The organism is Tardiphaga sp. (assembly GCF_041424195.1).
In the GTDB taxonomy this organism is placed as follows: domain Bacteria; phylum Pseudomonadota; class Alphaproteobacteria; order Rhizobiales; family Xanthobacteraceae; genus Tardiphaga.
Genome location: NZ_JBGMOE010000195.1, coordinates 15,537 through 37,384 on the forward strand (window position 1 = coordinate 15,537; position 21,848 = coordinate 37,384).

At 60.6% G+C, this 21,848-nt stretch carries 27 protein-coding genes; 4 read left to right on the forward strand and 23 right to left on the reverse strand.

Features of this window, described 5'->3' with window-relative positions; all coding sequences use genetic code 11:
* The first annotated feature begins 190 nt into the window (after nucleotides 1-190).
* Entirely contained in the window at nucleotides 191-610 is a 420-nt protein-coding gene (locus tag ACEK02_RS26680) for a hypothetical protein (protein ID WP_371424482.1), read from the forward strand.
* Nucleotides 611-618: 8 nt separating this feature from the next.
* On the opposite strand, the gene ACEK02_RS26685 is transcribed toward ACEK02_RS26680, so the two are convergent.
* Entirely contained in the window at nucleotides 619-942 is a 324-nt protein-coding gene (locus ACEK02_RS26685) for a hypothetical protein (protein ID WP_371424483.1), read from the reverse strand.
* 117 nt (nucleotides 943-1,059) lie between these two features.
* Nucleotides 1,060-1,308: a hypothetical protein gene (locus ACEK02_RS26690; RefSeq protein ID WP_371424484.1), complete on the reverse strand. Its 249-nt coding sequence runs from the start codon at nucleotides 1,306-1,308 to the stop codon at nucleotides 1,060-1,062.
* A 217-nt stretch (nucleotides 1,309-1,525) separates the two neighbouring features.
* Here ACEK02_RS26690 and ACEK02_RS26695 point away from each other — a divergent pair, with 217 nt between their 5' ends.
* Nucleotides 1,526-2,671, forward strand: a complete 1,146-nt coding sequence (locus ACEK02_RS26695) for a diguanylate cyclase (RefSeq protein ID WP_371424485.1) — start codon at nucleotides 1,526-1,528, stop codon at nucleotides 2,669-2,671.
* Nucleotides 2,672-2,743: 72 nt separating this feature from the next.
* The gene (locus ACEK02_RS26700; RefSeq protein WP_371424486.1) at nucleotides 2,744-3,016 is read left to right on the forward strand and encodes a hypothetical protein; all 273 of its coding nucleotides are present in this window, start codon (nucleotides 2,744-2,746) and stop codon (nucleotides 3,014-3,016) included.
* Between the two features lie 77 nt (nucleotides 3,017-3,093).
* Here the strand turns inward: ACEK02_RS26700 and ACEK02_RS26705 are convergent, their stop codons facing one another.
* From ACEK02_RS26705 to ACEK02_RS26785, 17 genes are all read right to left on the reverse strand, one after another.
* Nucleotides 3,094-3,564, reverse strand: coding sequence for a hypothetical protein (locus tag ACEK02_RS26705; RefSeq protein WP_371424487.1), 471 nt, complete (start codon nucleotides 3,562-3,564; stop codon nucleotides 3,094-3,096).
* A 13-nt stretch (nucleotides 3,565-3,577) separates the two neighbouring features.
* The gene (locus ACEK02_RS26710; protein WP_371424488.1) at nucleotides 3,578-4,336 is read right to left on the reverse strand and encodes a serine protease; all 759 of its coding nucleotides are present in this window, start codon (nucleotides 4,334-4,336) and stop codon (nucleotides 3,578-3,580) included.
* A gap of 9 nt (nucleotides 4,337-4,345) precedes the next feature.
* Nucleotides 4,346-4,726, reverse strand: a complete 381-nt coding sequence (locus ACEK02_RS26715) for a hypothetical protein (protein ID WP_371424489.1) — start codon at nucleotides 4,724-4,726, stop codon at nucleotides 4,346-4,348.
* Nucleotides 4,727-4,733: 7 nt separating this feature from the next.
* Entirely contained in the window at nucleotides 4,734-5,558 is an 825-nt protein-coding gene (locus ACEK02_RS26720) for a lytic transglycosylase domain-containing protein (protein WP_371424490.1), read from the reverse strand.
* Between the two features lie 18 nt (nucleotides 5,559-5,576).
* Nucleotides 5,577-6,080, reverse strand: coding sequence for a YbjN domain-containing protein (locus tag ACEK02_RS26725; protein WP_371424491.1), 504 nt, complete (start codon nucleotides 6,078-6,080; stop codon nucleotides 5,577-5,579).
* A gap of 12 nt (nucleotides 6,081-6,092) precedes the next feature.
* A complete protein-coding gene (locus tag ACEK02_RS26730; RefSeq protein WP_371424492.1) occupies nucleotides 6,093-7,172 on the reverse strand; it encodes a peptidylprolyl isomerase in 1,080 nt (359 codons plus the stop codon).
* The gene (locus ACEK02_RS26735) at nucleotides 7,169-7,762 is read right to left on the reverse strand and encodes a hypothetical protein (RefSeq protein ID WP_371424493.1); all 594 of its coding nucleotides are present in this window, start codon (nucleotides 7,760-7,762) and stop codon (nucleotides 7,169-7,171) included. Before ACEK02_RS26735 ends, ACEK02_RS26730 begins: the two co-directional genes overlap by 4 nt.
* A gap of 2 nt (nucleotides 7,763-7,764) precedes the next feature.
* Nucleotides 7,765-9,594 (reverse strand): putative porin, encoded by a 1,830-nt coding sequence (locus ACEK02_RS26740; protein ID WP_371424494.1) that lies wholly within the window; start codon nucleotides 9,592-9,594, stop codon nucleotides 7,765-7,767.
* A gap of 60 nt (nucleotides 9,595-9,654) precedes the next feature.
* On the reverse strand, nucleotides 9,655-10,269 hold the full coding sequence (locus tag ACEK02_RS26745) for a TonB C-terminal domain-containing protein (protein ID WP_371424495.1): 615 nt from the start codon (nucleotides 10,267-10,269) through the stop codon (nucleotides 9,655-9,657).
* 113 nt (nucleotides 10,270-10,382) lie between these two features.
* Nucleotides 10,383-10,862 carry a hypothetical protein gene (locus ACEK02_RS26750; protein ID WP_371424496.1) on the reverse strand — a complete coding sequence of 160 codons (480 nt, stop codon included), beginning with the start codon at nucleotides 10,860-10,862 and terminating at the stop codon, nucleotides 10,383-10,385.
* Nucleotides 10,863-10,869: 7 nt separating this feature from the next.
* Nucleotides 10,870-11,274, reverse strand: a complete 405-nt coding sequence (locus tag ACEK02_RS26755) for a biopolymer transporter ExbD (protein WP_089264781.1) — start codon at nucleotides 11,272-11,274, stop codon at nucleotides 10,870-10,872.
* Between the two features lie 5 nt (nucleotides 11,275-11,279).
* A complete protein-coding gene (locus tag ACEK02_RS26760) occupies nucleotides 11,280-13,244 on the reverse strand; it encodes a DUF2341 domain-containing protein (protein ID WP_371424497.1) in 1,965 nt (654 codons plus the stop codon).
* Nucleotides 13,245-13,264: 20 nt separating this feature from the next.
* Nucleotides 13,265-14,965: a ShlB/FhaC/HecB family hemolysin secretion/activation protein gene (locus tag ACEK02_RS26765; RefSeq protein ID WP_371424498.1), complete on the reverse strand. Its 1,701-nt coding sequence runs from the start codon at nucleotides 14,963-14,965 to the stop codon at nucleotides 13,265-13,267.
* A 312-nt stretch (nucleotides 14,966-15,277) separates the two neighbouring features.
* Complete coding sequence (locus ACEK02_RS26770; protein ID WP_371424499.1) at nucleotides 15,278-16,273, reverse strand: FecR domain-containing protein; 996 nt, start codon at nucleotides 16,271-16,273, stop codon at nucleotides 15,278-15,280.
* Nucleotides 16,274-16,539: 266 nt separating this feature from the next.
* Nucleotides 16,540-17,058 carry an RNA polymerase sigma factor gene (locus tag ACEK02_RS26775; RefSeq protein WP_371424500.1) on the reverse strand — a complete coding sequence of 173 codons (519 nt, stop codon included), beginning with the start codon at nucleotides 17,056-17,058 and terminating at the stop codon, nucleotides 16,540-16,542.
* A gap of 161 nt (nucleotides 17,059-17,219) precedes the next feature.
* Complete coding sequence (locus tag ACEK02_RS26780) at nucleotides 17,220-17,909, reverse strand: TonB family protein (RefSeq protein WP_371424501.1); 690 nt, start codon at nucleotides 17,907-17,909, stop codon at nucleotides 17,220-17,222.
* Between the two features lie 26 nt (nucleotides 17,910-17,935).
* Nucleotides 17,936-18,718: an STN domain-containing protein gene (locus ACEK02_RS26785; protein WP_371424502.1), complete on the reverse strand. Its 783-nt coding sequence runs from the start codon at nucleotides 18,716-18,718 to the stop codon at nucleotides 17,936-17,938.
* A gap of 92 nt (nucleotides 18,719-18,810) precedes the next feature.
* On the opposite strand from ACEK02_RS26785, the gene ACEK02_RS26790 reads away from it, so the two are divergent.
* Nucleotides 18,811-18,945 (forward strand): hypothetical protein, encoded by a 135-nt coding sequence (locus ACEK02_RS26790; protein WP_371424503.1) that lies wholly within the window; start codon nucleotides 18,811-18,813, stop codon nucleotides 18,943-18,945.
* A 139-nt stretch (nucleotides 18,946-19,084) separates the two neighbouring features.
* On the opposite strand, the gene ACEK02_RS26795 is transcribed toward ACEK02_RS26790, so the two are convergent.
* The 4 genes from ACEK02_RS26795 to ACEK02_RS26810 all read right to left on the reverse strand — a co-directional run.
* On the reverse strand, nucleotides 19,085-19,474 hold the full coding sequence (locus ACEK02_RS26795) for a cytochrome c family protein (RefSeq protein WP_371424504.1): 390 nt from the start codon (nucleotides 19,472-19,474) through the stop codon (nucleotides 19,085-19,087).
* Between the two features lie 79 nt (nucleotides 19,475-19,553).
* A complete protein-coding gene (locus tag ACEK02_RS26800; protein WP_371424505.1) occupies nucleotides 19,554-20,255 on the reverse strand; it encodes a c-type cytochrome in 702 nt (233 codons plus the stop codon).
* A complete protein-coding gene (soxC, locus tag ACEK02_RS26805; RefSeq protein ID WP_371424506.1) occupies nucleotides 20,239-21,519 on the reverse strand; it encodes a sulfite dehydrogenase in 1,281 nt (426 codons plus the stop codon). The genes ACEK02_RS26800 and soxC overlap by 17 nt, the downstream gene beginning before the upstream one ends.
* A gap of 38 nt (nucleotides 21,520-21,557) precedes the next feature.
* On the reverse strand, nucleotides 21,558-21,848 hold a 291-nt coding region (locus ACEK02_RS26810), incomplete at its 5' end, for a 5'-nucleotidase C-terminal domain-containing protein (RefSeq protein ID WP_371424507.1).

Here is a 21,848-nt window from a genome sequence, read left to right on the forward strand (position 1 = left end):
TGTCGCGGGCAATAGCGCCGGCGCAAAACTGTTGAGGGGAATGCGTGACGCCCCACTATAGGCCCCTCGTGAAAGTTTTGCGACAAAGCCAACCCGCAGCGCGTTTGTGCACCGCAGCCCCCCGGGACCTATCGACAACGTCCCGCGGAGAGGGTGAAATCACCTGTCGCCGCTAACATTGGAAGCTGATGTGAAAGAGACGCCGGAACGCGATCGTGGCCTTCTCGGTCTGGTCGAGCGGATCATGAGACGACCGGGCGATCCCGAACAGATCAAACCCAAGCCCGACGCGGACGCCGATACCAGAGACGGATTCGATCCGATCGTTGCGGAAGACAGCCCGGCGGCGTCGCTGGAGCCGCAACTTGCGGTCGAAAGCACCCGCACGCTGAGCCGGCTGGAAATCGCGGATGTGATCCTCCGCGCGCTAAAGGGTATCGATGGCTGCCCGACAGCCGGCTTCGAAGTGATTGTCTATGGCACGAAACCGTGGAACGCCATGTTACGCATCACGCCGGCGGCCGGAGCGGTACCTGACGCGCGTGCCTGGCGCCAGCGTGTCCAGGACATGGTTCAGCTCTTGAGACATCAATACGAACTGCGCGAATAGACCGAAGGCTAACCGTCCATTCGCACCAACACGACCTCAAACGGGACGCCGGGCCGTTGCTTGACCACGCCTTTGCAGGATGCCGTCGTGGTCTTGGAGGTCCCGACCAGATCAATCTCGACTTCATCGATGCCGAAAATTGCTGGCTGCCCGTCCGCATGCCGGCGGGTCGCAATCGTCGCGGTGAAAGCATCGCCATTCTGAACGTAGGAGCCGCTATAGGCGATCACCGTATCGCTGCCCGACAATTGGCCATCGGCGAGCGTGATGATGCCCATGCCTTCCTTCTCGGGAATACGAAACCATGCCGAGTAACGGCCATCCGGGAGCATGACAAACCTGAACTGCAAGTTGCGATGCGGCCGAATACCACCAAGCCATCAGAAAGATGTTAACAAGATCGGTTGCATTGGAGCGATCGATCTTGCCCTCGCTGATGTTATGGGGCGCTACTTGCCGCCACCGATATTGCCGCCCTTAATATGGCCGAGCGAGTTGCTGCCGTAGGCCGAATTGCCGTGATTGCCGCTCATCGCAGCACTGCCGCGGAAGATCGCCGGCCCGCGCATCTGTCCGTAGGATCCGTAATATCCGTGGTGCGCCCTGTAGTCCCGATGGATTTTCTTCGCCGACGCCGCCGTTGCCGTGAAGCCCGCGATCATCAATGCGGCTGCCGCCGTTGCCAGAATCTTTTTCATGTTCAACCCTCCGTGATGCCCTGCAGGAAAACGCGTGTCGCTGCGTCTCGTTCCGGCACAGATCGTCGCAAAACGTGGCCCTTACGATCTCCGGACCTCCCGTACATAGGCCTGGTAACGCTTTGCTCACCATACAAAACGGGTGGCCCCGGCCCCGATCGGTGGTAAGGGGTGCTGCTTATTGCGCATCGAATAAATTGCACCGCCTTCGGATATCATGTTGCTCGATCAGTCCTCCATTTTCGCAGCGATCGGCCTGTCGAGCGCGGCGCTCGCGCTCACATTGCTCGCAACCTGGATCGTCGCGCGATCCGAGACCTATCTGCTGACATGGTCGATCGGTCTTGCGACCATAGTCGTTGCTGTCATCATCTATGCAGGCTTCGATCAGTATGACTCGCGCCTGCAGCTCGCTGCATTCGTATTGCTGCTCGCCGGCTTCGGCTTGATCTATGCGGGCACCACGCAATTCTGCTCGAACCAGGCCCATTGGACCCGCGCCGCCGTCGTCACCGCTGCGGGAATCGTTCCGACGGTGATCAGCTTTGCGCTTGGCTATACCGGCACCGGCACAATAGCTGCGAATTTTGGCACCGCCCTTCTCGTTGCGCTCTCGGCTGCGCAGTATTGGTACGCGCGCGCCGAAGCCCCATTGCTGATGGTGGCAAATGCACTGCTGTATCTCGTCACGGCCGCCTCTTTTGTGGCTTGCGGTGCCGAGCTCCTGCGTACCGGGCAATTCGTGCTGACCGATCGACCTATGAATTGGGCAGAACAGTTCAATTCACTAATAGTGATCGTCGGCCTGACCGGGATCGGTGCGCTGTCACTGACGATCAACCAGATCCGGACGTCGAACCGGCATAAATCCGATGCCATGACCGATCCTCTAACAGGCCTGCTTAATCGGCGCGCACTGTTTGGCGAAACTGCTACCGAGACAGCGTCCAACACCGCCATTCTGGTGATGGACCTGGATCACTTCAAAACGATCAACGATCAATTCGGTCACGCCGCCGGCGACCGCGTGCTGCGGGCCTTTGCCGAGGTCATCTTCTCGAACATTCGCGCCGAAGATGTTGCCGCGCGTCTGGGCGGTGAGGAATTCTGCATCGTCCTGTCCGGCTCGAGCCCAAAAGCGGCAGCCGCTGTCGCCGAGCGTATTCGATCGACGCTGGAAGCAAAGACGTTCCCGACCTCCGCTGGTGTCATCCATGCCACGGTCAGCGTGGGGATCGCGATCCGGTCATCTGAACCGGAAACGCTGCAGGCTCTGCTCAGCCGGGCAGATGCAGCACTTTACCAGGCCAAGGCGGCAGGCCGAAATCGCGTGCAGATTTCGGACTTCCATCTGGCCGCATGAGCGATGCGACGCTCGGTTCCATGAAAAATTAAGCACTGGCTGGCAGGTTGTGCTTTTCGGCAGAACGCCCCGATGCCCAGTCAGAAAACCATTGCCATAGAGACGCTCAACCTGCTGCGCGCCTCAGAACCACGTCCCAACGACAGCCATCTCAAGGCAGCGTCGATCGTCGCTTTTCCGCTCGGCCCCATCGAGGTCGAGCAAGTCACGCCGCGGTTCTTCGCCTCCTTCGCCATCGAGAGCCTGCTGCGCTCGATCTGCTATCGTGAAGAACAATGGCTGATCGAAGCCCGGCACAGCCATGCGATGCGGATGACGCTGAACTGGGTCGAGGCTGAAAGCTGACGACAGAATTATCCCTCAGCCGGATCATCCACTCATTGGATGCCGGCGCAGCGCTCCTTCGACCGCCCCTGTGACTATTATTTCGGTAGATTGAGCGAAAACCGCAGATTGATTGGCTGCAGCATTTCGGGCGGCGGCGCTTCACCGATATTTCCGCGGGTCAGCACGGTACGCAGATCGGTGGTGGCGCGATCGTCCTTGAAGCTCGCGAACGACACGCGCTCGACCGTACCGTCGGGATTAAGCCAGGCCTTGACGACCAGCGACGATGGCGGTCCGTCCTGCGTACCGTTGGCCTCTTTCAACCAGGCACGGAAACGATTGGCGATCTCCTCGTCGGCGGAAATCCATTCCTCAAAACGATACTTCACCAGCTTGGCAAATTGGCCCCAGGCAGGCGGCGCCGCTTCGGGGCTACGATAGTCCAGCCCTTGCGCACGCACCGGCGGCACCGGTGCGGAGATCAGACCAATCGACGCCAGCAGCGCAGAGAGCCTCGCAAAACGCCATCGCGACGGAGATGAGGACGGCCGGCGAAATAGCATCATGACAATAGCTCCTCTAGTTCACACAGATGACACGTGCTGAAATGCTGGCGGCGCGATGCGCACGAGATCCCGAACCCGCGATTTGCGGCCGGTCATCTTCCTGAAACCGGATGTTGCTGGCCGCGAGGAACGACTTGGCCCCGGCCGAGCCGACCGCGAGCACCCGATTGACGGATGTCTTCCGGCTGACGACACCTTCGATCAGGCCTCGTGAATCCATGACCGGCGCGCCACTGCTGCCGAATGTCACGGTCGAGTTCAGCGCAATATGTCCTGCTTCACCGCTGCCGGATGTCATACCCACCGACGCATTGGCAAGCACGCCCCCGCGTGCGAGCATCATCGGCAGGTTCGCATAATCAGCCGCAAACATCATGTCGTTGGGGGACGACGTCACGTTGCGGGGAAAGACGGCTGCGAGACCGCGGGTCTTTGCTGTGCGCAACAGAGCCAGATCATAAGGCGTCGACAGAGCGACAACGCGAGCCGACATCGCGCGACCTTCCTTCTGGATCACAATGCGACTGCAATCCTGAACCACATGTCGCGCCGTCAGCATATGCCCGGAATCATCGACAAAGAATCCGGTCCCTGCCCGCTCGCCGCGCTCAATCAGCGGCGACTCCGTTCGCGACAATGGCTTGGGCGGCGCGATCTGCGGCGCTTCGCTTCGCGTCGGAAGCAGCATTTGCGCACGCGCCGGCATGGGAGCCGCGCAGGAAAGCACCATGGCGACCAGTGCAGCGCGGGTGATTGAAATCTTCGATGACACGTGTCGAACCTAGCGCCGGCTCACCGGTGACGAATAGACCGGCGGCGGTGGCCGATACGGAACCACCGATCGTCCGTAATTCTGGCCGTATTGCTGCTGCACCCCCGGCAAATTCACGACGCCGATTTTGGTATCGCCAGACCTCGCATCGATCGGCGGCAAATTCAGCGTTGGATTGACCTTGTCGACGTCGCGCTTCAGCGTCTGATTGAGACACCCGAAGCTTCGCGCACCACCGATTTCGACCTCGACGCAGCGCTCGCGCACGGCCGGTGGAGGCGGCTGGCCGCCAATGATGACTTCAGGCTTTGGCTGCTCCAGCGGCTGTTGCGCCAGCGCTGGCGTCGCAAGCACGAGTAGCGCCGAGATCGCAAAGATCCTCGTTGTCATCGCTCTCTCACCTCGTCATCGGCTTCGGGCCACTTGCCTGCATCACAACCTGCGTCAGCCGGTTGTTCAACGCCGCAAAATCGACCCGGCCGGAATTGCGTGACATCAGGCATCGGCTGCCGCGGCATCCGGCAACGAGACTGGAGCCAACGGGCGACCCGAAGGTGGCGACCGGCACCGTGCCCGTCACGGGATAGCCAACCGCCATCAACCTGGCCCGCGCGCGCAAACAGTAGGTCACCGACAGATGGGAGAAGCGCGTCTCGCCGTGCCCGGCGCGATACTTCATCAGCGCAGTGCAGAGGTCACCGCCGGCCTTATTCCAAGCCTGTGCGAGATACATGACGCCATAGCGGATATTGACCTCGGGCGCCGCGAACTCCGCCATGGAACCGTTGAAGCCCAGCATGCGCGCAGTGGGCGGCATGACCTGCATCAAGCCGATCTCGCCATCGGCGCCGATACGGCTCGGATCGTAGCCACTCTCCACGCCCATCACGGCTTCCGCCACATCGGCCGGTAGATTTGTGTTGCGCACCTCCCGCTCGATCAACGAGCGATAGAGCGCCCTGGAATTGGAAGCACCGGACAGTTTTGGCGGAGCTGCCAAGGCTGCCGTTTTATTGCCAACGGCAGCCTTTGGGGGATTCGGTACTGTCGGTGGCGACTCGGCGACTTCCTCGGCGGGCCGACCGGACTCGGCCTCAGCCAGAACCGGTGTCGATATCAGGACAGCGCAGGACAATAGACCAGCCCAAGCCACGGCCAGGACGCCTCTTGCGAAGGCGCCGCTGGCCTGCCGGCCATACAAGCTGATCGATCGTCCTGACACGCCCGATTTCCGGACTCGTCAGGCGACACGAGCTTCGGCAGCAGCCTTCGGCTCCACCGGCGCCTGCACCTCAGATGCCACGACAGTCTTCACAGTATCAAGCTTCTGCAGTTCTTCGCGCAGATAAGGCACCAGGGCCTGAACGAGATGATCCCAGATCTCGACCTGCGCACGAAGATGGTTCGGCATGACGCCGCCGATGAAGGAGACATCCATCGTCATGGCGAGATAACCAGGCACGACCTGCAACCGGCCAAAGCGGCGCAGCGCGTTCCAACGATTGACGACATCGAGCGGCAATTCGCCCTCTATATTGAGCCACGCGCTAAAGGTGAAATCGACATAGCCACCATCTTGACTGGCCAGGCGGTTGCCCGGGCGAATGTCGAATGCAAAGCCGGCGGTCGAGGAACGCAGCAGCGGCATATCGCCGTTCGGCACGATTTCGACGCGATAGCCAACGGTCTGCAGCAGGTCACGCAGCGATTCGAGAGTGAAGCTGTTCAATACGGTATCGGACATGGGACGCATTCCTTAGTTACGGGATTTGCCGTCGAGCAGCTTGGCAAGAGCAAGTTCGTTGATGATCGGCGGCTGCTGCTTGAGCAGTTCGGCGAGATAGGCACGGCGCAATGCAGCGGCACGTTCGGTGCGTATCTGCCGGATCAGCTGATCGCGTACTTCGGGCAGCGTGCGCGTATAGGCGGCTTTGGTGTCGACAAGACGGATGATATGGTAGCCGTCATCCAGCGTGATGGGTTCGGACACGGCGCCCTTGGCCAGGCCGACGACCTGACTGCGGATTTCCGGCCGGATCTGGTCTTCCGGCAACAATCCCAGATCGCCGCCGCGCTCGGCGCTGTCGCCAGCCCCGCTGTCGCTACGGGCGATCGCCGCGAAGTCGGCCCCGGGCGCCTTCAGCTTCTTCTGCACGTCGTCGAGCTTCTTCCTGGCGGCGTCGACGGTTGCCTTATCCGCATCTTTCGCCATCGGAATGAAGATCTGCGCGAGCTGATACTGCCGCGGCACCAGGAGTGCAGCGCGGTTGGCATCATAGACCTTCTGCAAATCCTCTTCGCTGGGGAAATTCGCCGGCGGGTTGGAAACCGACTGCAAGTACAGTTCCACCATTGCGCTCTCGCGGACCTTTTCCAGCTGTGCTGCGACGGCTGGCTGCTGGTCCCACTTCTTCGCGGCCAGTTCCTGCATCACGAGCCGGTTGGAAAGCAGCATGCGCACGGCCTGGCTCAACAAGGCCGGATCCTGCGCCAGCGCGGCCTGCTCACGCGGCCCGAGTGCCGCGATGTAGGAGCGCATGTCATCGGCGCTGATGTCGCTATTGCCGATGCGGGCGACCACTTCACCCGATGACTTCGCCGACGCCACAGTGCTCGGCGCGGCAGCGCTTGACGCAGCAGGTGCCACGGGAGCAGCGGCGGCAGGTGCCGCTGCGGCCGGCTTCGGCCGCGCCGGCGCCGGTATCTGGGCCTGTGCGTTGCGGGGGTGGACCGGCTGCGCCGGCGTCTGAGCAATGGCAGACGACAGCATCAGGCCCGTGAATGTCGCGACACCGGCCGCTTTCAGGAAGGTCGCCGGGGAACGGGAACGCGTCATGGGGTCACCTTTTGCTCGAGCAGCTTGTCGTCGTAATCCTGCAGCAGATTCTGGATCTGTACGCGACGCGCACCGATCAGCGGCTCGTTGATGACCACCATGTCGCCAAACGATATGCCTTCATAGCGGTGCAGCAACTCACGCCCGACCTTCGTCAACTGCGCATTCTTTGCCACACAGCTCTTGGTGCTCGCCTTGTAGGCTGCGGCTTCCCCTTCGAACTTGGCACGTTCCGCGTCCTTGGCGCGGGCGACGGTTGCCGCCTCTTCGTAGGCGCTCTTCCATTTCTCCAGCGTCTGGTTGCGATCCTCCAGACGCTGGTTGAATTCATCGACCGCTTCGCGGTGGGTCTTCTCGACCTCCTTGACCTGCGCCTTGGCCGCGGCGATCTGCGACATCATCGCCGCCTTCTCGCGCTCGGCATCGGCCACCTTGGCCTGCAAGGCAGTCCGCTGGTCCTCAAGGGCGCGGGTCTGAGCCGTCGCGCTGCGCAGAGCCTCACGCAGCTTGTCCGACTCGGCATCGGCGTGGGCTTCATGGCTGGCCAGGATGGCCAGCACCGCCACTAAACTCAGAATACGATTTCGCATGATCAGAACCTTGCATTCAGATCGAACTGAACCACGTCGACGCTATACGGCGAGCCGGCGATGTTGTTGGCGCTCATCCAGCGTAGCGACGCCCAGACATTGTCCGAAATACCGAGATTGCCGCCAATGAAGTAGCCCTTGAGGTTGGTACCGCCGAGGCCGAAATCGGAGTCGACGAAGGCGTCCACGGCCGCGTCGGATTCAAGATACTTGTATCCGGCGTGAACATTCCAATCCCACAGTCGTTTGACTTCCTTATGACCAACCGTCACACGGCCCATCCAGCCCTGGTTTCCGCCGTCAAATACACCCGGAGGGCCACCGGCGACGGTGGGGCCGATATTGTTCTGGGCCACCGCGGCAATCGCACTACGGTTGAAGGCTGTGTTGTTGACATACTCGCCATCAAGAACGACGTGCACGGGATGGAAGTCACCGAGATCCAATTGACCACTGACAACAACCGGACGGAACTGGCTGGCCAGCCCGAAATACTGGTACTGGGAAGTCGGAGCGCCACCAGTCGACGGATTCACGAAAATATTGCGCAACGTTCTGTAGGTGTTGCCCTTCTGAGCGAAAGATGGCCGGGTCATATCCGTATCGCAAACGTCGCTACTGCTCACGACGACGCACGTTGAAGACTCCCGACCTTGCGTGTTGGTGAAATCATAATAGGCAGCGCTCAACCGCAAGGCCGAGTACGGCGCAAACTTTGCGCCCACGCCAAGCTGGGCACCAAACAGCCATTTGTCGTTGCTCGGGACTTTCTCGTACAGCCCGCTATTCACATTTGTGAGATTGATACCGGCGTTCAAATCGCTGTTGTAGGTCGGGAATGCACCGGCAACGATGAACGGCGTGATGCCGTCGGCAACCTCGTGCTTCGCCTGTACCGCAAATCCGTCGAAGCCAAGATCCTTGTGCCAGACCAGATCCGTCGGCGACCAGAACGGATTGTCAAAGCGACCGATCGAGAACGTCAGCTCATTCCAAGGCTCATAGCGCGCATAGGCACGATCGATCCAGAGCGCGTATTTCGAAAAATTTCCACCCGTTGTGCCAAGCGATTGGTTGGTCGATACAGGCGAGTTGCTGTCACCGCTCGCCAGGCGAATGCCGGCCGTGAACTGATCGTTGATATCGATATCGGCACCAAGCCGCATACGCAGACGCGCGCGATCCCGGTTCTGCGACGCGTTATAAGTGGGTGCATTGTAAGGGTTAGCGTCCGAAATATCGTAAGGCGAACCGGTATTGATCGCGTTGAAATTGTAGGCGCCCCCCTGATCGTTGCCGGTCGGGTAGAACTGGCCCTCGTAACGTGCCCGCAGATCGCCGTAGAAACGGATGCGTTGGGCCCATTCCGGATACTTGCCGGGCGATGCCCAGTTTTCAGTCTGCGCCTTCGCCATCACATCGCGCTTGATCTCTTCGCGCAACTGGCGCTTCACGACCTCCGGCACATATGTCACATGCTTGGTGCCGGGGGGAGATGCCGCCGCTGCGGCGGCACCGGCAGTCTTGGCCGCTTCCTCGGCGCGCATCGTGGCGCCCTTGGCGGCTTCGCGAGCGACATAGGCTTCGTCGTCGGCCTGCTTGATCAGTGCCTCGGCCTGCTCTTCCTTCAGCACGCCCTGTTTGACCAGCATATTGACGAGATTGATCGTCGCGTTCGGCGACGTCGCCTTCGCGCGCGACACCGTGGGACGCTTGGCATCAGCGCGGCTGCCGGCATCCTGCGCCAGCGCAGGAACGCTACAGACAAGCGCGCACATCGATACTGCGAGCGGCGTCAGGCGCCAGGCGGTATCGGATTTCTGATGAAACATCGGTCTCAAGTCCCCTAACTAGTCTAAGTGATGCGTGTCGTCCGTCTGCTATCGACGGCACTAACTCGATTTTTCAGCGATCGTGACGCGGGTCACCATCGGCATGGGCATATCGTTGGGTGGCGGTTCGCGTAGCGTCATCTTTCCAAGAACTTCACTTTTAATCGCGGCATCGACTTCCGCGTTGCCGGTAGATTTCTCGAGCTCGACACGTTCGATGCGACCGGTCTGTTTGTTGATCCAGATGCGGATTACCGACTTCATCGATATTTTTTTGACAGTTGGGTTGGCCTCGAGGGCATCTTTGACCTGCCGAGTGACCATCGCGTCGTACCAGCCCCAGCGGCTGCCACCGCCACCGCGACCGCCATAGGGACTGCCGCCCACCTTGCTGCCGAGATTGAACAAGTCACTCGGAGCGGTAGCCTTGGCGTCGAGGGCTAGCGGCCCCGGCGGCTCTTCGTTCTTTGCATCCTTGACCGGGTCATCGACCGGCTTTTCAACCGGTGTTTCCTCGATGGGCTTATCGACCATCTTCGGCTCTTCGATTTCCTTCGGCTTTTCGATCATCTTCTCCGGAGGAGGCGGTGGCGGCGGCGGCGGCGGCACAATGTTGACGACGGTCATTTCGCGCACCAGCTTCGGCGGCGGCACATCGCTGCCGCCGGACAACATGAACCAGGCGCCTCCAAACAGTGCAGCGATGACTAACAGCGCGCCGCCGTAACGCAGCAACGATTTGCGCTCACTCCCACGCCCCGATGGCTTGTCGTTTTCGGACCCGGTCATCATGATGCGACCCCGAGAGGTGCTCTGTCGGAGATGCGCTCGATCACATATTGCAGCACGAAGGTGACGAGGGAATCGAAGTCCGTGGTCTGAATGATCAGCCGAGTGCCGCTCGGCGCTTCAATCACCAGATCGTATTCCGACGTATGCGCATCAAACTCGACATAGGCATCGTCATCGAGTGACAGGCGCAAGTACGGAGTGTGCGACAATAGCAACGTCAAGCTGTCCGACGGTGAATCTAGCTCCGCGATCCGGCGTCGCAGCAATTCGGCGAGCTTCACCAGTAGCGCCTCTCCGCGGATCGGGAACGGCAAGACGACGCCAGGCTCACGCGGCGCCTTCTCGATCGCCGTCGCACCATCGATGGCCGGGCCCCTCGCGGGTGCGCCTGCGCCCTCACCCGTCCGGCGCAGCCATGACCACAAGGTCTTGAACGCCTTCTTGGTATCGTCCTGAATTTGCCCGGGGGTATGCATCGGCCCGTTACTTCACGAGGGGTTTGGTTGCGAGACCGACTTGCGTCACACCGATCCGACCCAGCAGATCGAGCACATCCATCACGCTCTGGTACTGCGTCTGCGCGTCACCGCGCAGGACCACCGGAAATTCCGGAGTCAGCGCCTTCTGCTGCACCAATCGTTGCTCAAGTTCCGGCAGCGTGACGGGTATGGTGTCGAGGAAGATCTTGCCATCATTGGCGACGGTGATCGCCTTGGTGGTCTGCGTCGCCAGACTTGGCGCCGCAGACGCTTTCGGCAGATTGACCTTCTGTCCTTGCACGGTCGCGGTGGTCATCACGATGAAGATGATGAGCAGCACGTAAGCCAGGTCCAACATCGGCGTGATGTTGATATCGTCATAGGGCTTGGATTTGCTCTGAACCTGCATCGTTCCTACTCCGCGGCCTGGCGATGTTCAGCCGGCAGATCGGACGAGTAGAACTCAGCCATCTTGGTCACGAATTCGTCGATGAAGACCTGCATGTCGCTGGTCAATTCGCCGATACGCGTCACCAGATAATTGTAGGCGAACAGCGCCGGGATAGCGACGACCAGACCTGCCACGGTCGCAACCAGGGCCGCCGCAATGCCTGGTGCGATCGCGTTGACGTTGACGTCGCCGCTCTCGGCGATGGCCGCGAAGGTGATCATGACGCCGACCACCGTACCAAGCAGGCCGAGGAACGGTCCGCCGGAGATCGCAATGGTCAGGACGACCATCAGGCGATTGAGCCGCTGGGTTTCCTTGACATAGGCGCTGTCGAGCGCTGCACGGATTGCCGCGATGGCGGCGCCGCTCAGGCGGATCACATCGCCATTGCCGAAGCGATGGCTGATCTGTTCGGCACCCACATGATAGATGCGGTACAGGGACGAGGCGCGAACCATCTGGGCTTCGTCATCGCTCAGCTTGCTGCCGAGGACGGCGGTGTCGTCATCGGCCTCGCCGCGATCGAGCGCCGTCAGATTCGCCGCCAGCTTGCGGAAGCTCTTCATGAAGCGATCGTTGGCCTTGGCCTGCTTCTTCAGGTAGCTGACGCGATCGATGGTCACCATCCAGCTCGCGATAGCCATGAGGATCAGGAGGCCGATGACCACCCAGCCGTCGATCGTGACCGACTTCAGGATGATCGCGAAGTAGCCCGAGAGCCAGCTCGCGGTCTCCTCGTCGGCGCTGAAGGAGATCAGCTTCGTGGGCTGGCCACCCTGCGTCACGGCGGCATATTTGATGAAGCCGGCCGGACGAGCGAGCTTCGAGATCTGCAATTCGTCGATGTCGCCGATAAAGCCGGACATCGCAGCAGCGGCAACGGGCGCCGACGCAGCGTCGGTGGCAGCAGGTGCCGTACCGTCTGCGGCTGGCGCAGCGTCCGCGGCCGGAGCTGCGACTGCGACAGGAGCCGTATCGCCGCCAAGGCGGGCAACACCGCTCAGCGCAGGCAGCGCCGCGTTCAAGGTCGCATAGGACGCGCCATCAAGATACACCGTGACCACACCGCCATTGGCGGTGACGGCGACATGATGCCAGGAATTGGCTGCGACTGGCGCGCCAGCGCCACTGCGCTGGGTGCCAGCCGCATTGCTCACCTCGACGAACGGGGCACCGTTGTCGAGACCGATGATGACTGCATTCGCGGCGTCGCGGCGGCTGTACAGCGCAGCGTTCGGCTGCAGCGCGGCCGGCCTGATCCAGGCGGACCAGGTGAACGGCGCACTGTCGGCCATCGCAAGCGACGACGACGCGGGCAACGTGACCGGCACGCGGCCATCAAGGCGCAAGCCGGTCCCGATCAGCGAACCGTCCGCGGGCTGCCCGACGCTCTGCGCATTGCCGGCCCAGACAGTCGAGTCGATCGCCGGCATACCGCGTTCATTGAAATGATAGACCAGCGCCGTATCCGGGTCATAAGTGCCCTTGGCATCGTTGGTGGCGGCGGCTTTCTTGTTGCCGTAATACAGCCAGAACTCGGACTTCGCGCCAGGCGCCACGTTTGGAAGTGCAACCCACACCAGAGCTTCACCGAGCAGCGAATCCCACTTCTCGATGTGATGCTTCAGCGGGGTCTTGTCGTCCGAGGCCACGAAGCGCAGATCGCTGCCGTCATCCTTCGCAAGACTGAAGCGGAAATTTCCGACGTGCAAACGAACCAGGGTCGGCGCGGTGCCGATCGGATCGGTGATATTCGCTCCCGTCGCGCTGGAATCGATATTGATCTTCTTGCGCAACTGCCACTCGTCATTCCACCAGGCTTGCGCCGACGATGGGAACAGTGTCACCGCTGCAGCAAAACCCAGCAGAAGTCCTGCGACCGTATTCTTTGCGCGTCGTCGCAATGTCGAATGGCGTTCGCCGCTCATGTGCCCGCACCCCATAACCATCAGAATTCACCCCAAAGTCGGAAATTGACGCGGCCTGTACCGGCCTGCGAGTAAGTTTGGCTGATCATCGGCACCGAATAGGCGACCATGCCGTTGACGCCATCGAACACCTTGAAACGCGTTCCCGCGCCATAGCTCCAGACATCGAATTTGGACTGCTGTTCGGGCAACGGACGCTGGATGCTCACGTGACCTGCGTCAGCGAAGCCAAAGAAACGCCATTCGTTGAATGTGACGAAGCGCGGCGCTCCCTGCCCGGTTTCGTCTTTCATTTCCTTCTGAAGCATCGGACCGAGGTCCGGCGTGCGCAGTTCGAGATTGCCGACGATGCCATCGTCTCCGAGGACCTCGGATTCGAGATAGCCGCGCACGGTATCGAGGCCACCGATGCTGAACTGTTCACTGGACACGAGCGGTCCGTCCGCAACCTGCCCCTGCACCTTGCCGTAGAGCTGGAAGCCCTCTGGCAATTCCTGGGTATGGGCGACGTCGACATTCAGATGGGCAAAGCTCGCGGACGCATAGGCGCGCTTGTTATCGAACGCGATCCAGTCACTGCTGGGCGTTCGCATATTGTACGTCACGGCAGCGTTGAGCTGCGTCGTCGACTTTTCGAGTTGGAACGTCGCACCGTAGCTGGCAACGAACGGATAGTAGGTGACCGGTGACGAGAATCCGGTCGCAGCGCTCTGTACGGTCTGGTCGAAGTGCTTGTAGTCCAGACCGGCCGAGATGGTATGGAACAGGTTCTCCCGGGCCGGCAGCGTGATCACGGCGCGACCGCCGAAAATCTGACCGGGGCCGACGACGTTCATGCCGCCGATGCTTGCGACATTGCTGCTCGACTTCACGGCATAGAACAGCACCGTCAGCCAATCGACATCCGGCACACGCGCCAGATATGAACCCGAGAAAACCTGAGCGTCATTGGGATTTTCCGGGGCGACCTGATAGCTGAAGCTGAACGAATGGCCGAGCTGCCACAGATTGTCGTAACGCACCGTACCCAGCAGGCGCGTCGCCGTCGTGTTGGGAGACCGCCGATTATTGACTTCGAGGCTCGCATGCAGAGGCGCCTTGTCCTCGACATTCAGATCCACATCGACCGTACCCGGCGCAATGCCGGCCCGCAGCGCGGGCGTGACGCGACGATCAGGCCACTGATTCAGGCTCACGATATCGCGCGTGACGTCATTGAAGTTCGGGACCGAACCTTCCTTCAGCGAAGGCGCCTTCCCCGCGATCTTGTTGAGATCGAAATAGCGCGAATTTTTCACACGCAACTGGCCGACCTTCAGCTCCGAGACCTTCAGGATGACCCTGCCTGTCAAGGCATTCTGCTGCGGAACGGACACGCTCACGGTCTGAAAGCCCTTGTCGTGATAGGCCTTCTCGAGCGCGGCACGCGCCTTCTCGACGTCATCGGCCGATTTGTTCGGCCCGAGAAATGGATAGATGGCTTCTTCGACCTCGATTTGCGGCAGCGTGTCGGCACCCTGCACAGCAAAATCGTCAATGTCGAAACGCTGAAGCGGCGCGCTCGGCTTCGCTTCGGCCGCAGGCTTCGCGGCGGCCGACTGGCCAGCATCGGAAGACTTGACGCCGGAAGACTTGGCCTCCGCCTGCTTCTGCGTGCCCTGCTGGGCCGTCTTGGCCTGCGCAGAACTTGTTGCGCCGCAGAAGCTACCAATTGCCAGCATAAGCGCTGCTGGAGCTACACAACGAAGCCAATTCAATCGGATACAAGCCGTGCCGACATCATCGCGATAACCAAGAAGCATGTTTCAAGCCCATAAGAGGGCACACCGATCGCAGGCCGTTTGCCTCCGATCAGGTCCCTATGTCTTGAAGACGTTTGGAAGCGATCCAACCCGCAAAAGAAAATTAAGGGATTGGTGCAAACCGAATCACCCGCAATTTGCTCCGCAACATGATTGCGGAGCACAGCACCAGAATGCAGGCACTGCCGTCGCGGCACAGTGCTATAATTGAGGTCTGTCGCGGATGCCTGATCAGCTCAGGAGAACGATGCCACCTGGCAAGGAGCGCACATCGGCACCGAATAGTTGCCGGACCTGGGCAACGAAATCGTCAAGCTTGTCAGTATGGAAGGTACCGTTGACCAATCGCCGGCCAAGATCACTATTGGTCACGACGATCTTTCCGGGACGATAGCGATTGACCTCGCTGACCACGCCTGCGAGCGGCTGATCGCGGAAGATCAGCAATTTTTCCCGCCACGCAGTTGCACGCACTGCATCGGGGACGGACGATGGCACACCGACCGCTTCCGTGGAGGAGTAGGATGCTTGCTGGCCGCGCAAAAGCTGAACACTGCGGCCATGTTGCGAGATGGTCATGGCCCCGTCCATGCAAATCGCCTGAACCGCACCATCGATACAACGAACATTAAATTCGGCGCTGGTCGATGAAATCTGCCCACTGCCGGCGACGAGGATCAAGGGATCCGATGCTTGCCGCTTCGCCGTGACCGCGGCCTCGCCGGTGATCAATTCCACACGCGCGGTGTTTCCCTCCGACCGCACCGACAGACTGGTCTGGGTGTTCAGCTTGGCGGACACATTCTCGGCCAGCAAGACATCACGCTGCTCGCCTTTGGCGGTGCGATAATCGGCCGACAATTCCACCAGCGACGGCCACATCCCCAACGGCGGATCGACCAGCATATAGCCAGCCACTGAGGCTGCGATAGCGCCGCCGATAAAGCCGCGCCGGCTGACCATCCGACGCGCACCCGAGGAGACCAGCGTAACGAATGGCCGCTCGTTTCGGCGCTCCAGCTGCGCACCTAGCGCACCAAGATCACGGAACACCCTTGCGGCCTGAACGAAAGCTTGCTCGTGCAGATCGCTCTGATGGCGCCATCGCTGCAGTGCCTCGGCATCGTCCGTCGTAGCCTGGCCTGACCTCAACAGGAGGACCCAATCCATGGCGCGATCATGCAAGGCAGTATCAAGCAATCCGGGATCGTTGATCGGCTCGGTCACGCCACCAACACCCGGCTCGCAGGCACGACAAAACAACCGGGACCGGTTGTGCCAATAAAATCCTGGGCATGTCGCGACAGATAATTCATGTACGGGACAGATCTACTGATCCTGATGAATGCAATCCAATGCACACCTTCTAGATATCTAGACGGTTGAGGCAAGGCTATCCCGCAATTCATCCTGAAGAAAATGCAATAATAGTGTGGGTGTCTATAGCTCGAAGCTGACGGAACACGCTTGAAATGACTAGCTGCCGAATCGTTTCACGATTTTGGCCGCGGTCCTCCGGCACGCCGGATCAGGGTGCGCCCCAGACGTCCAGCGCAGTGCTTCAAAGCGTTCTTGAGATCGATCTCGACTGTACGCACGCTCACACCGAGAAGAGCGGCGATCTCGTGATCGGGCATCTTCTTGACCACCGCGGCCATGAAAACCTGCCGCGATCGTGACGGAAGCTCCGCCAGCGCCCGATCCAGCGCTTCGATCTCCTGACGCCCTTCCACAATGGTCGATGCATCCGGGGTATCATCCGGAATGTCGAGCAGTGCCTCGACGGCATCTAGACTCAAATGCCGGCGTTCAACTCGCCGGCGATCCGTCGCCACATTGAGCGCAATGCGAAACAGGAAGTCTTTGGGGCTCTGCACCACGGTGGTATCGGACACGCGCTCGACGCGCAGAAACGTCTCCTGCAGTGCCTCGCCGGCGAGCTCGGCCGATCCCAAACGTCGTGTCAAACGCTTGAAAAGACCGCCGTAATCGGCGGCGAGAACGCTGCGCAACGTTGTGTGGTTAGACCCGGTCAACACTTACAGCCCTTGTACGCACAGCGGCGAACTCAACAACCCCTGAGGATGCTAGTTACCGGTAGCCCGTGACAGATTGATTACAGAAATTGCAGCGACGAAGACGAACTAACCCTAGACTGTAGTTCGACCATGCCTCAGAAATCGACCGGGAATAGAACCGTGAGCAGCTCCGGCATGTCCGCCGGGATTCGCGGCAAAGGCTGGGCCCTGCGGATCAGTTCAACGGCTTCCTGATCAAGAATGGCCTGCCCTGAACTTGCTTTGACGCCGACCTGAACCACGCTGCCGTCACGCCGCATCGAAAATGCGACGAGCACCCGTTCCCGCTGCCCATCGCGATTGGCCGCTTTGGGATATCGCTGGTAGCGCTCGATATGCGCATTCAGCATTTTCTGGAAACGAAATGCTGCGCCGGCTGGAACAGGCTGCGCCTGGCCGGAACTTGCCGGCTTCTGTTGCGGCGAAGACGCTGGCCGCGGCGGAAGCACAGGCTCCATCGGCGGAGTCTCTTCTTTATATGTCGGCTGGGATGGCGCCGCGATACTTGGCACAGCCTGGAAATCCGCGATTGGTGGGCTGCTCTGAACTGATGCCTGCTTGAACTCCGCAGGTGGCGCCGGCGCCTGAATGAGCTCGACATGGATTGTCGCGTCACCACTGTGAAGTGCCGAGCCGCTGGGCTGCTGATGCAGCCAATAGACACCAGCGGCAAGCAGGATGGGCACCAGCACAATGGTGCCGGCGAACCAGCGCCATTGCACGGAGAATCCGGCAACCGCCTCGCCCTGGGAATCTGCCTGGGCGGCCGCCTTGATCTGATCCATCCCCTTCCAGATAATCGGTAATCCCATCACATCGACCGAACATTGATGATAATCGTCACAGGCTGCGGTGTGTTGGCCGGAGGCGCCTGACTGATCTGAAGTCCATCGAGCAGCCGCGAAATGGCGTTGTCTCTCTCTTGGTCGCCTGACGAACGGAACACCTCAGTCTTCTGCACAGTGCGCGGTCCATCGATCCACAATTTGATGCCGGCGCTATAGCTGCCGCTTCGCGTTCTGGCATCCTTGCGGAGCGCTTGCTGGATATCGGCCCTGATGATCCCGTTATAGGCCTGCAATTGCGAACCGTCATTGCGATCGGTGGGACGGCGGACCCGCAGGGGTTCAAGAACGAGATCCGCCTTGTCGAACACAGCTGCGGGTGGGTTGTCGGGATTGCTCAAGGCCGGCGCCAGCGTAACCGAATTGACGCGGGTATAATGAATGGTCAGGTCGGTCTCGGACAGCAGAATCCGCAAAGCCGCATCGCGCGTCATGTCGCCCTCGACGCCGGTCGAATAGCGGCCGTTTGCGACACCGCTCTCGTAGAGCAGCTGGACCCCCGTAGCTGTACTATAGGCTTGCAGCGCCGACGCCAGCGGCTGGCTTGGGATGTTGAATCGCAACGGCGCGAGATATTGCGGGTCGTCGCTCGCCGCCATGGCTGAGACCATCGCGCCAAGCGCAGCAACGATGGCAGCGACAATCATCAATCGGCGTGGAAATTTGCGGCGATACGCCCGCAGCCATGACTCCCTGGCGCCCCAGCGCCGGTCCGGGCCAAGTTCGCTCCATCGCTGGCTGATAAACATTAGACAGACCTTGATTGGCTCTGATCGTCACGACGTCGTCGGCATGTCTTATCCGGGAGCCATGTCGATCAGCAAGCCCGCCTGGAAATCAGATGATCGCTGCTATCGATTTCCCGATACGTGTTACCCGCAAGCCGCTTTATGAAATTTTTGTGACAGTCATCTTTCGGGCCGACGGCGATCATGACGGGCCGATAACTGACTGTTGCGTCGTGCGCAGCAAGTAGCGCATCGCCGCGAGCACCGGCGATCCATGCGTGGTTCGCCCTTCAATCAGGGGCGACGTCCGAGCTTTCTGTTCTTGCTCCAGCCATTGAAGAATAGGGTGCTGCGACCCGGGAGATTGCCCGCAGCGAAGAAGCCGCTTTAGCTGCCCTTCTTGCCGTCCGCCGCGAACTGCTTCAGGAACGCGGTGAGATCCTTGATCTCCTGCTCGTTCTTGATACCGGCAAAGCTCATCTTGGTGCCGGGGATCTTGCCCTTCGGGTCCTTGATATAGTCGGTGAACACCGCATCGTCCCAGGTCAGTCCGGAATTCTTGTTGGCGTCGGAATAGTTGTAGCCCGCCACTGTGCCCGATTTGCGCCCGAACAACCCGTTCAGGATCGGCCCGACAGTGTTCTTCGCGGTCTCGCCGACCTGATGGCAAGCGCGGCACTTGTTGAAGGACTTCTCCCCGGCAGCAACATCCTGCGCCATGGCATCGGTTGTCATCAGCGCAAGCGACAAAGCGAGCAGCGAAAAGCGGAACGTCATCCTGATCAAACCTCAGATGTGGTGATTGTTATGGCGTGCGAGCCATCGCGACAAAGACAACGACGAATGCCCACACCTGCTATTCGACCTTCGGCCCGGATTTTCCATCAGGCGTAACGTCGATGGACATGGCCCGCCCGGTGACCTTCGGCGCTGGCCGGCAATCCTTCATGCACGGGTTCTTGTTCCAGAACTGTTTCTCGGACGTCTCGCGATCGTCCTCGAAAAACGCCGCTGCATTGGGCATCTTGATCGACGTAAAATTCTTCTCGTTAAGTTCGAATGTCTCGCCCTTGACGATATCGTTCATGCTGAGAATGTAGGCCGTCAGCGCATAGACCTCGTCATTGGTCAGCGACTGCGCATTGCCATAGGGCATCGCGCGCTTGATGTAGTCGAACACGGTGGACAGATCGGGCCAGAACGAGCCGACAGTCTTGTCGGGCCGGTCCGCCTTCAATGTCCCGGCGCCGCCGGCAAGCACCGGCCATCGACCGACGCCCTGCCCAAATTCGCCGTGACAGGACGCGCACTTCTCCTGAAACAGATCGTCGCCCTGCTTCACGGTGCCCTTGCCGACCGGAAGACCGCGCCCGTCCGGCCGCACGTCGGTGTCCCAGGCCGCGATTTCCTCGGCCGTGGCTGCCCGGCCGAGCCCGAGCTTGGCGGCGGGCTTGGCCGTATCTCGGTTCGCCATTTGCTGCGCCGAGCCAGGCGCATTCATGCCGCCGAGCAGAAGCATCGCCAGCACCAGCGTCAGGGCATTAGCCGATTTCGACATTTTCAGTCTCCCCGCTTGAGCGCACCAGCCAGGTCTGAATGCCGTTATTGTGGTAGATCGAGTTGACGCCGCGCACCTTGCGCAGATCGTCCTTCGATGGCTGCACATAGCCGGTGGAGTCGATGGCGCGGGACTGGATCATCAGCTCCTGCCCGGTCCAGTCGAAATCCACATAGAAGCGCACCACGGACTTGTCGAAGACCGGGCCATCGATGCGCGCGGTCTGCCAGTTGCGCCCGCCATCCATCGAGACGTCGACGCGCTTCACCGTGCCGCGGCCGGACCAGGCCAGCCCGCTCAGCACGTTGCGCCCCTTGTGCTTCAACGGCGCCTGCGGCGACGGGTTGGTGACGACGGACTTCGCATCCATCACGAATGTATGTTTGCGGGAATTTCCGTCGGCCAGAAGGTCGGTATATTTCGACGTCTCCTCGCGGGTCTGCCACGGCTGGTCGCCGGCCTCGATGCGGCGCAGCCACTTGACCCACAGATTGCCTTCCCAGCCGGGAATGACCGCGCGTAGCGGATAGCCCTGCTCGGGACGCAGTGCCTCGCCGTTCATGGCGAAAGCGATCATGACATCGTTCAGCGCCTTCTCGATTGGCAACGACCGGTTCATGCCGGCGGAATCGGCGCCTTCCAGCATCAGCCACTTGGCATTCGGCTTCAGCCCGGCCTCATCCAGCAGCACCTTCAGCGGCACGCCGGTATACATCACGTTATGGATCATGCCGTGCGTGAACTGACAGCCATTGAGCTGGCTGCCGCGCCATTCCATGCCGGAATTGGCCGCGCATTCCAGGAAATACACCTTGTTGACACGCGGCATCCGCTTGATGTCGTCCATGGTGAAGACCAGCGGCTTGTCGACGAGGCCATTGATCATCAGGCGATGATCGGCGGGATTGATCTCGGCGACCCCGCCGTGATGCCGTTCGAAACACAGACCGGACGGCGTGATGATGCCGTCGAGGTCGTGCAGCGGCGTGAAGTTGACCGAGGACTCCGCGGACGCGGTCAGCCACGGGACGTCGCGCCTGATCACGTTCTTCTCGAATTTCGAGGGCACGCCGTAGGGATGTTTATCGACGCCGTCGCCGAGATAGCGCTGCCAGTCCTGCACCTCGGTAATCAGCGCTTCGGATTTCGCCGTCTCGCCTGCAAGCGCAGGAATCGCCGACAATGCCGCGCCCGCGCCGGCCAGACCTGCCGCGCCGAGAAAACGACGGCGATTGAGCGTTTCCGCTGATGTTCGATCAGTCATGCGACAAGCTTTCCTGTCTCTGCAATACGACGCCTGAATCAGGAACCGGTCACCTTGACCGCGGTGTTGGGTTCGATCCTGACGGTCGATACCTTCGCCACATGCGCCGCCACCACGTCCCAGATCGGCGGCCCCTGCGTGTTCTCGTTGATGCTGGCCCAGCCCGAGACCGTGTAGGTCTTGGTGGCTTCGATGGGCTTGCCGGACTTCAGGTGGGTCATCGCGGAAATGCGCGAACCCATCGGCTTGGAAATATCGATCGCGTAGCCCATGCCGCCCATGCGGACCATGTCGCCGCCGCCCTGGAAGTACGGATCGGGATGGAAGAT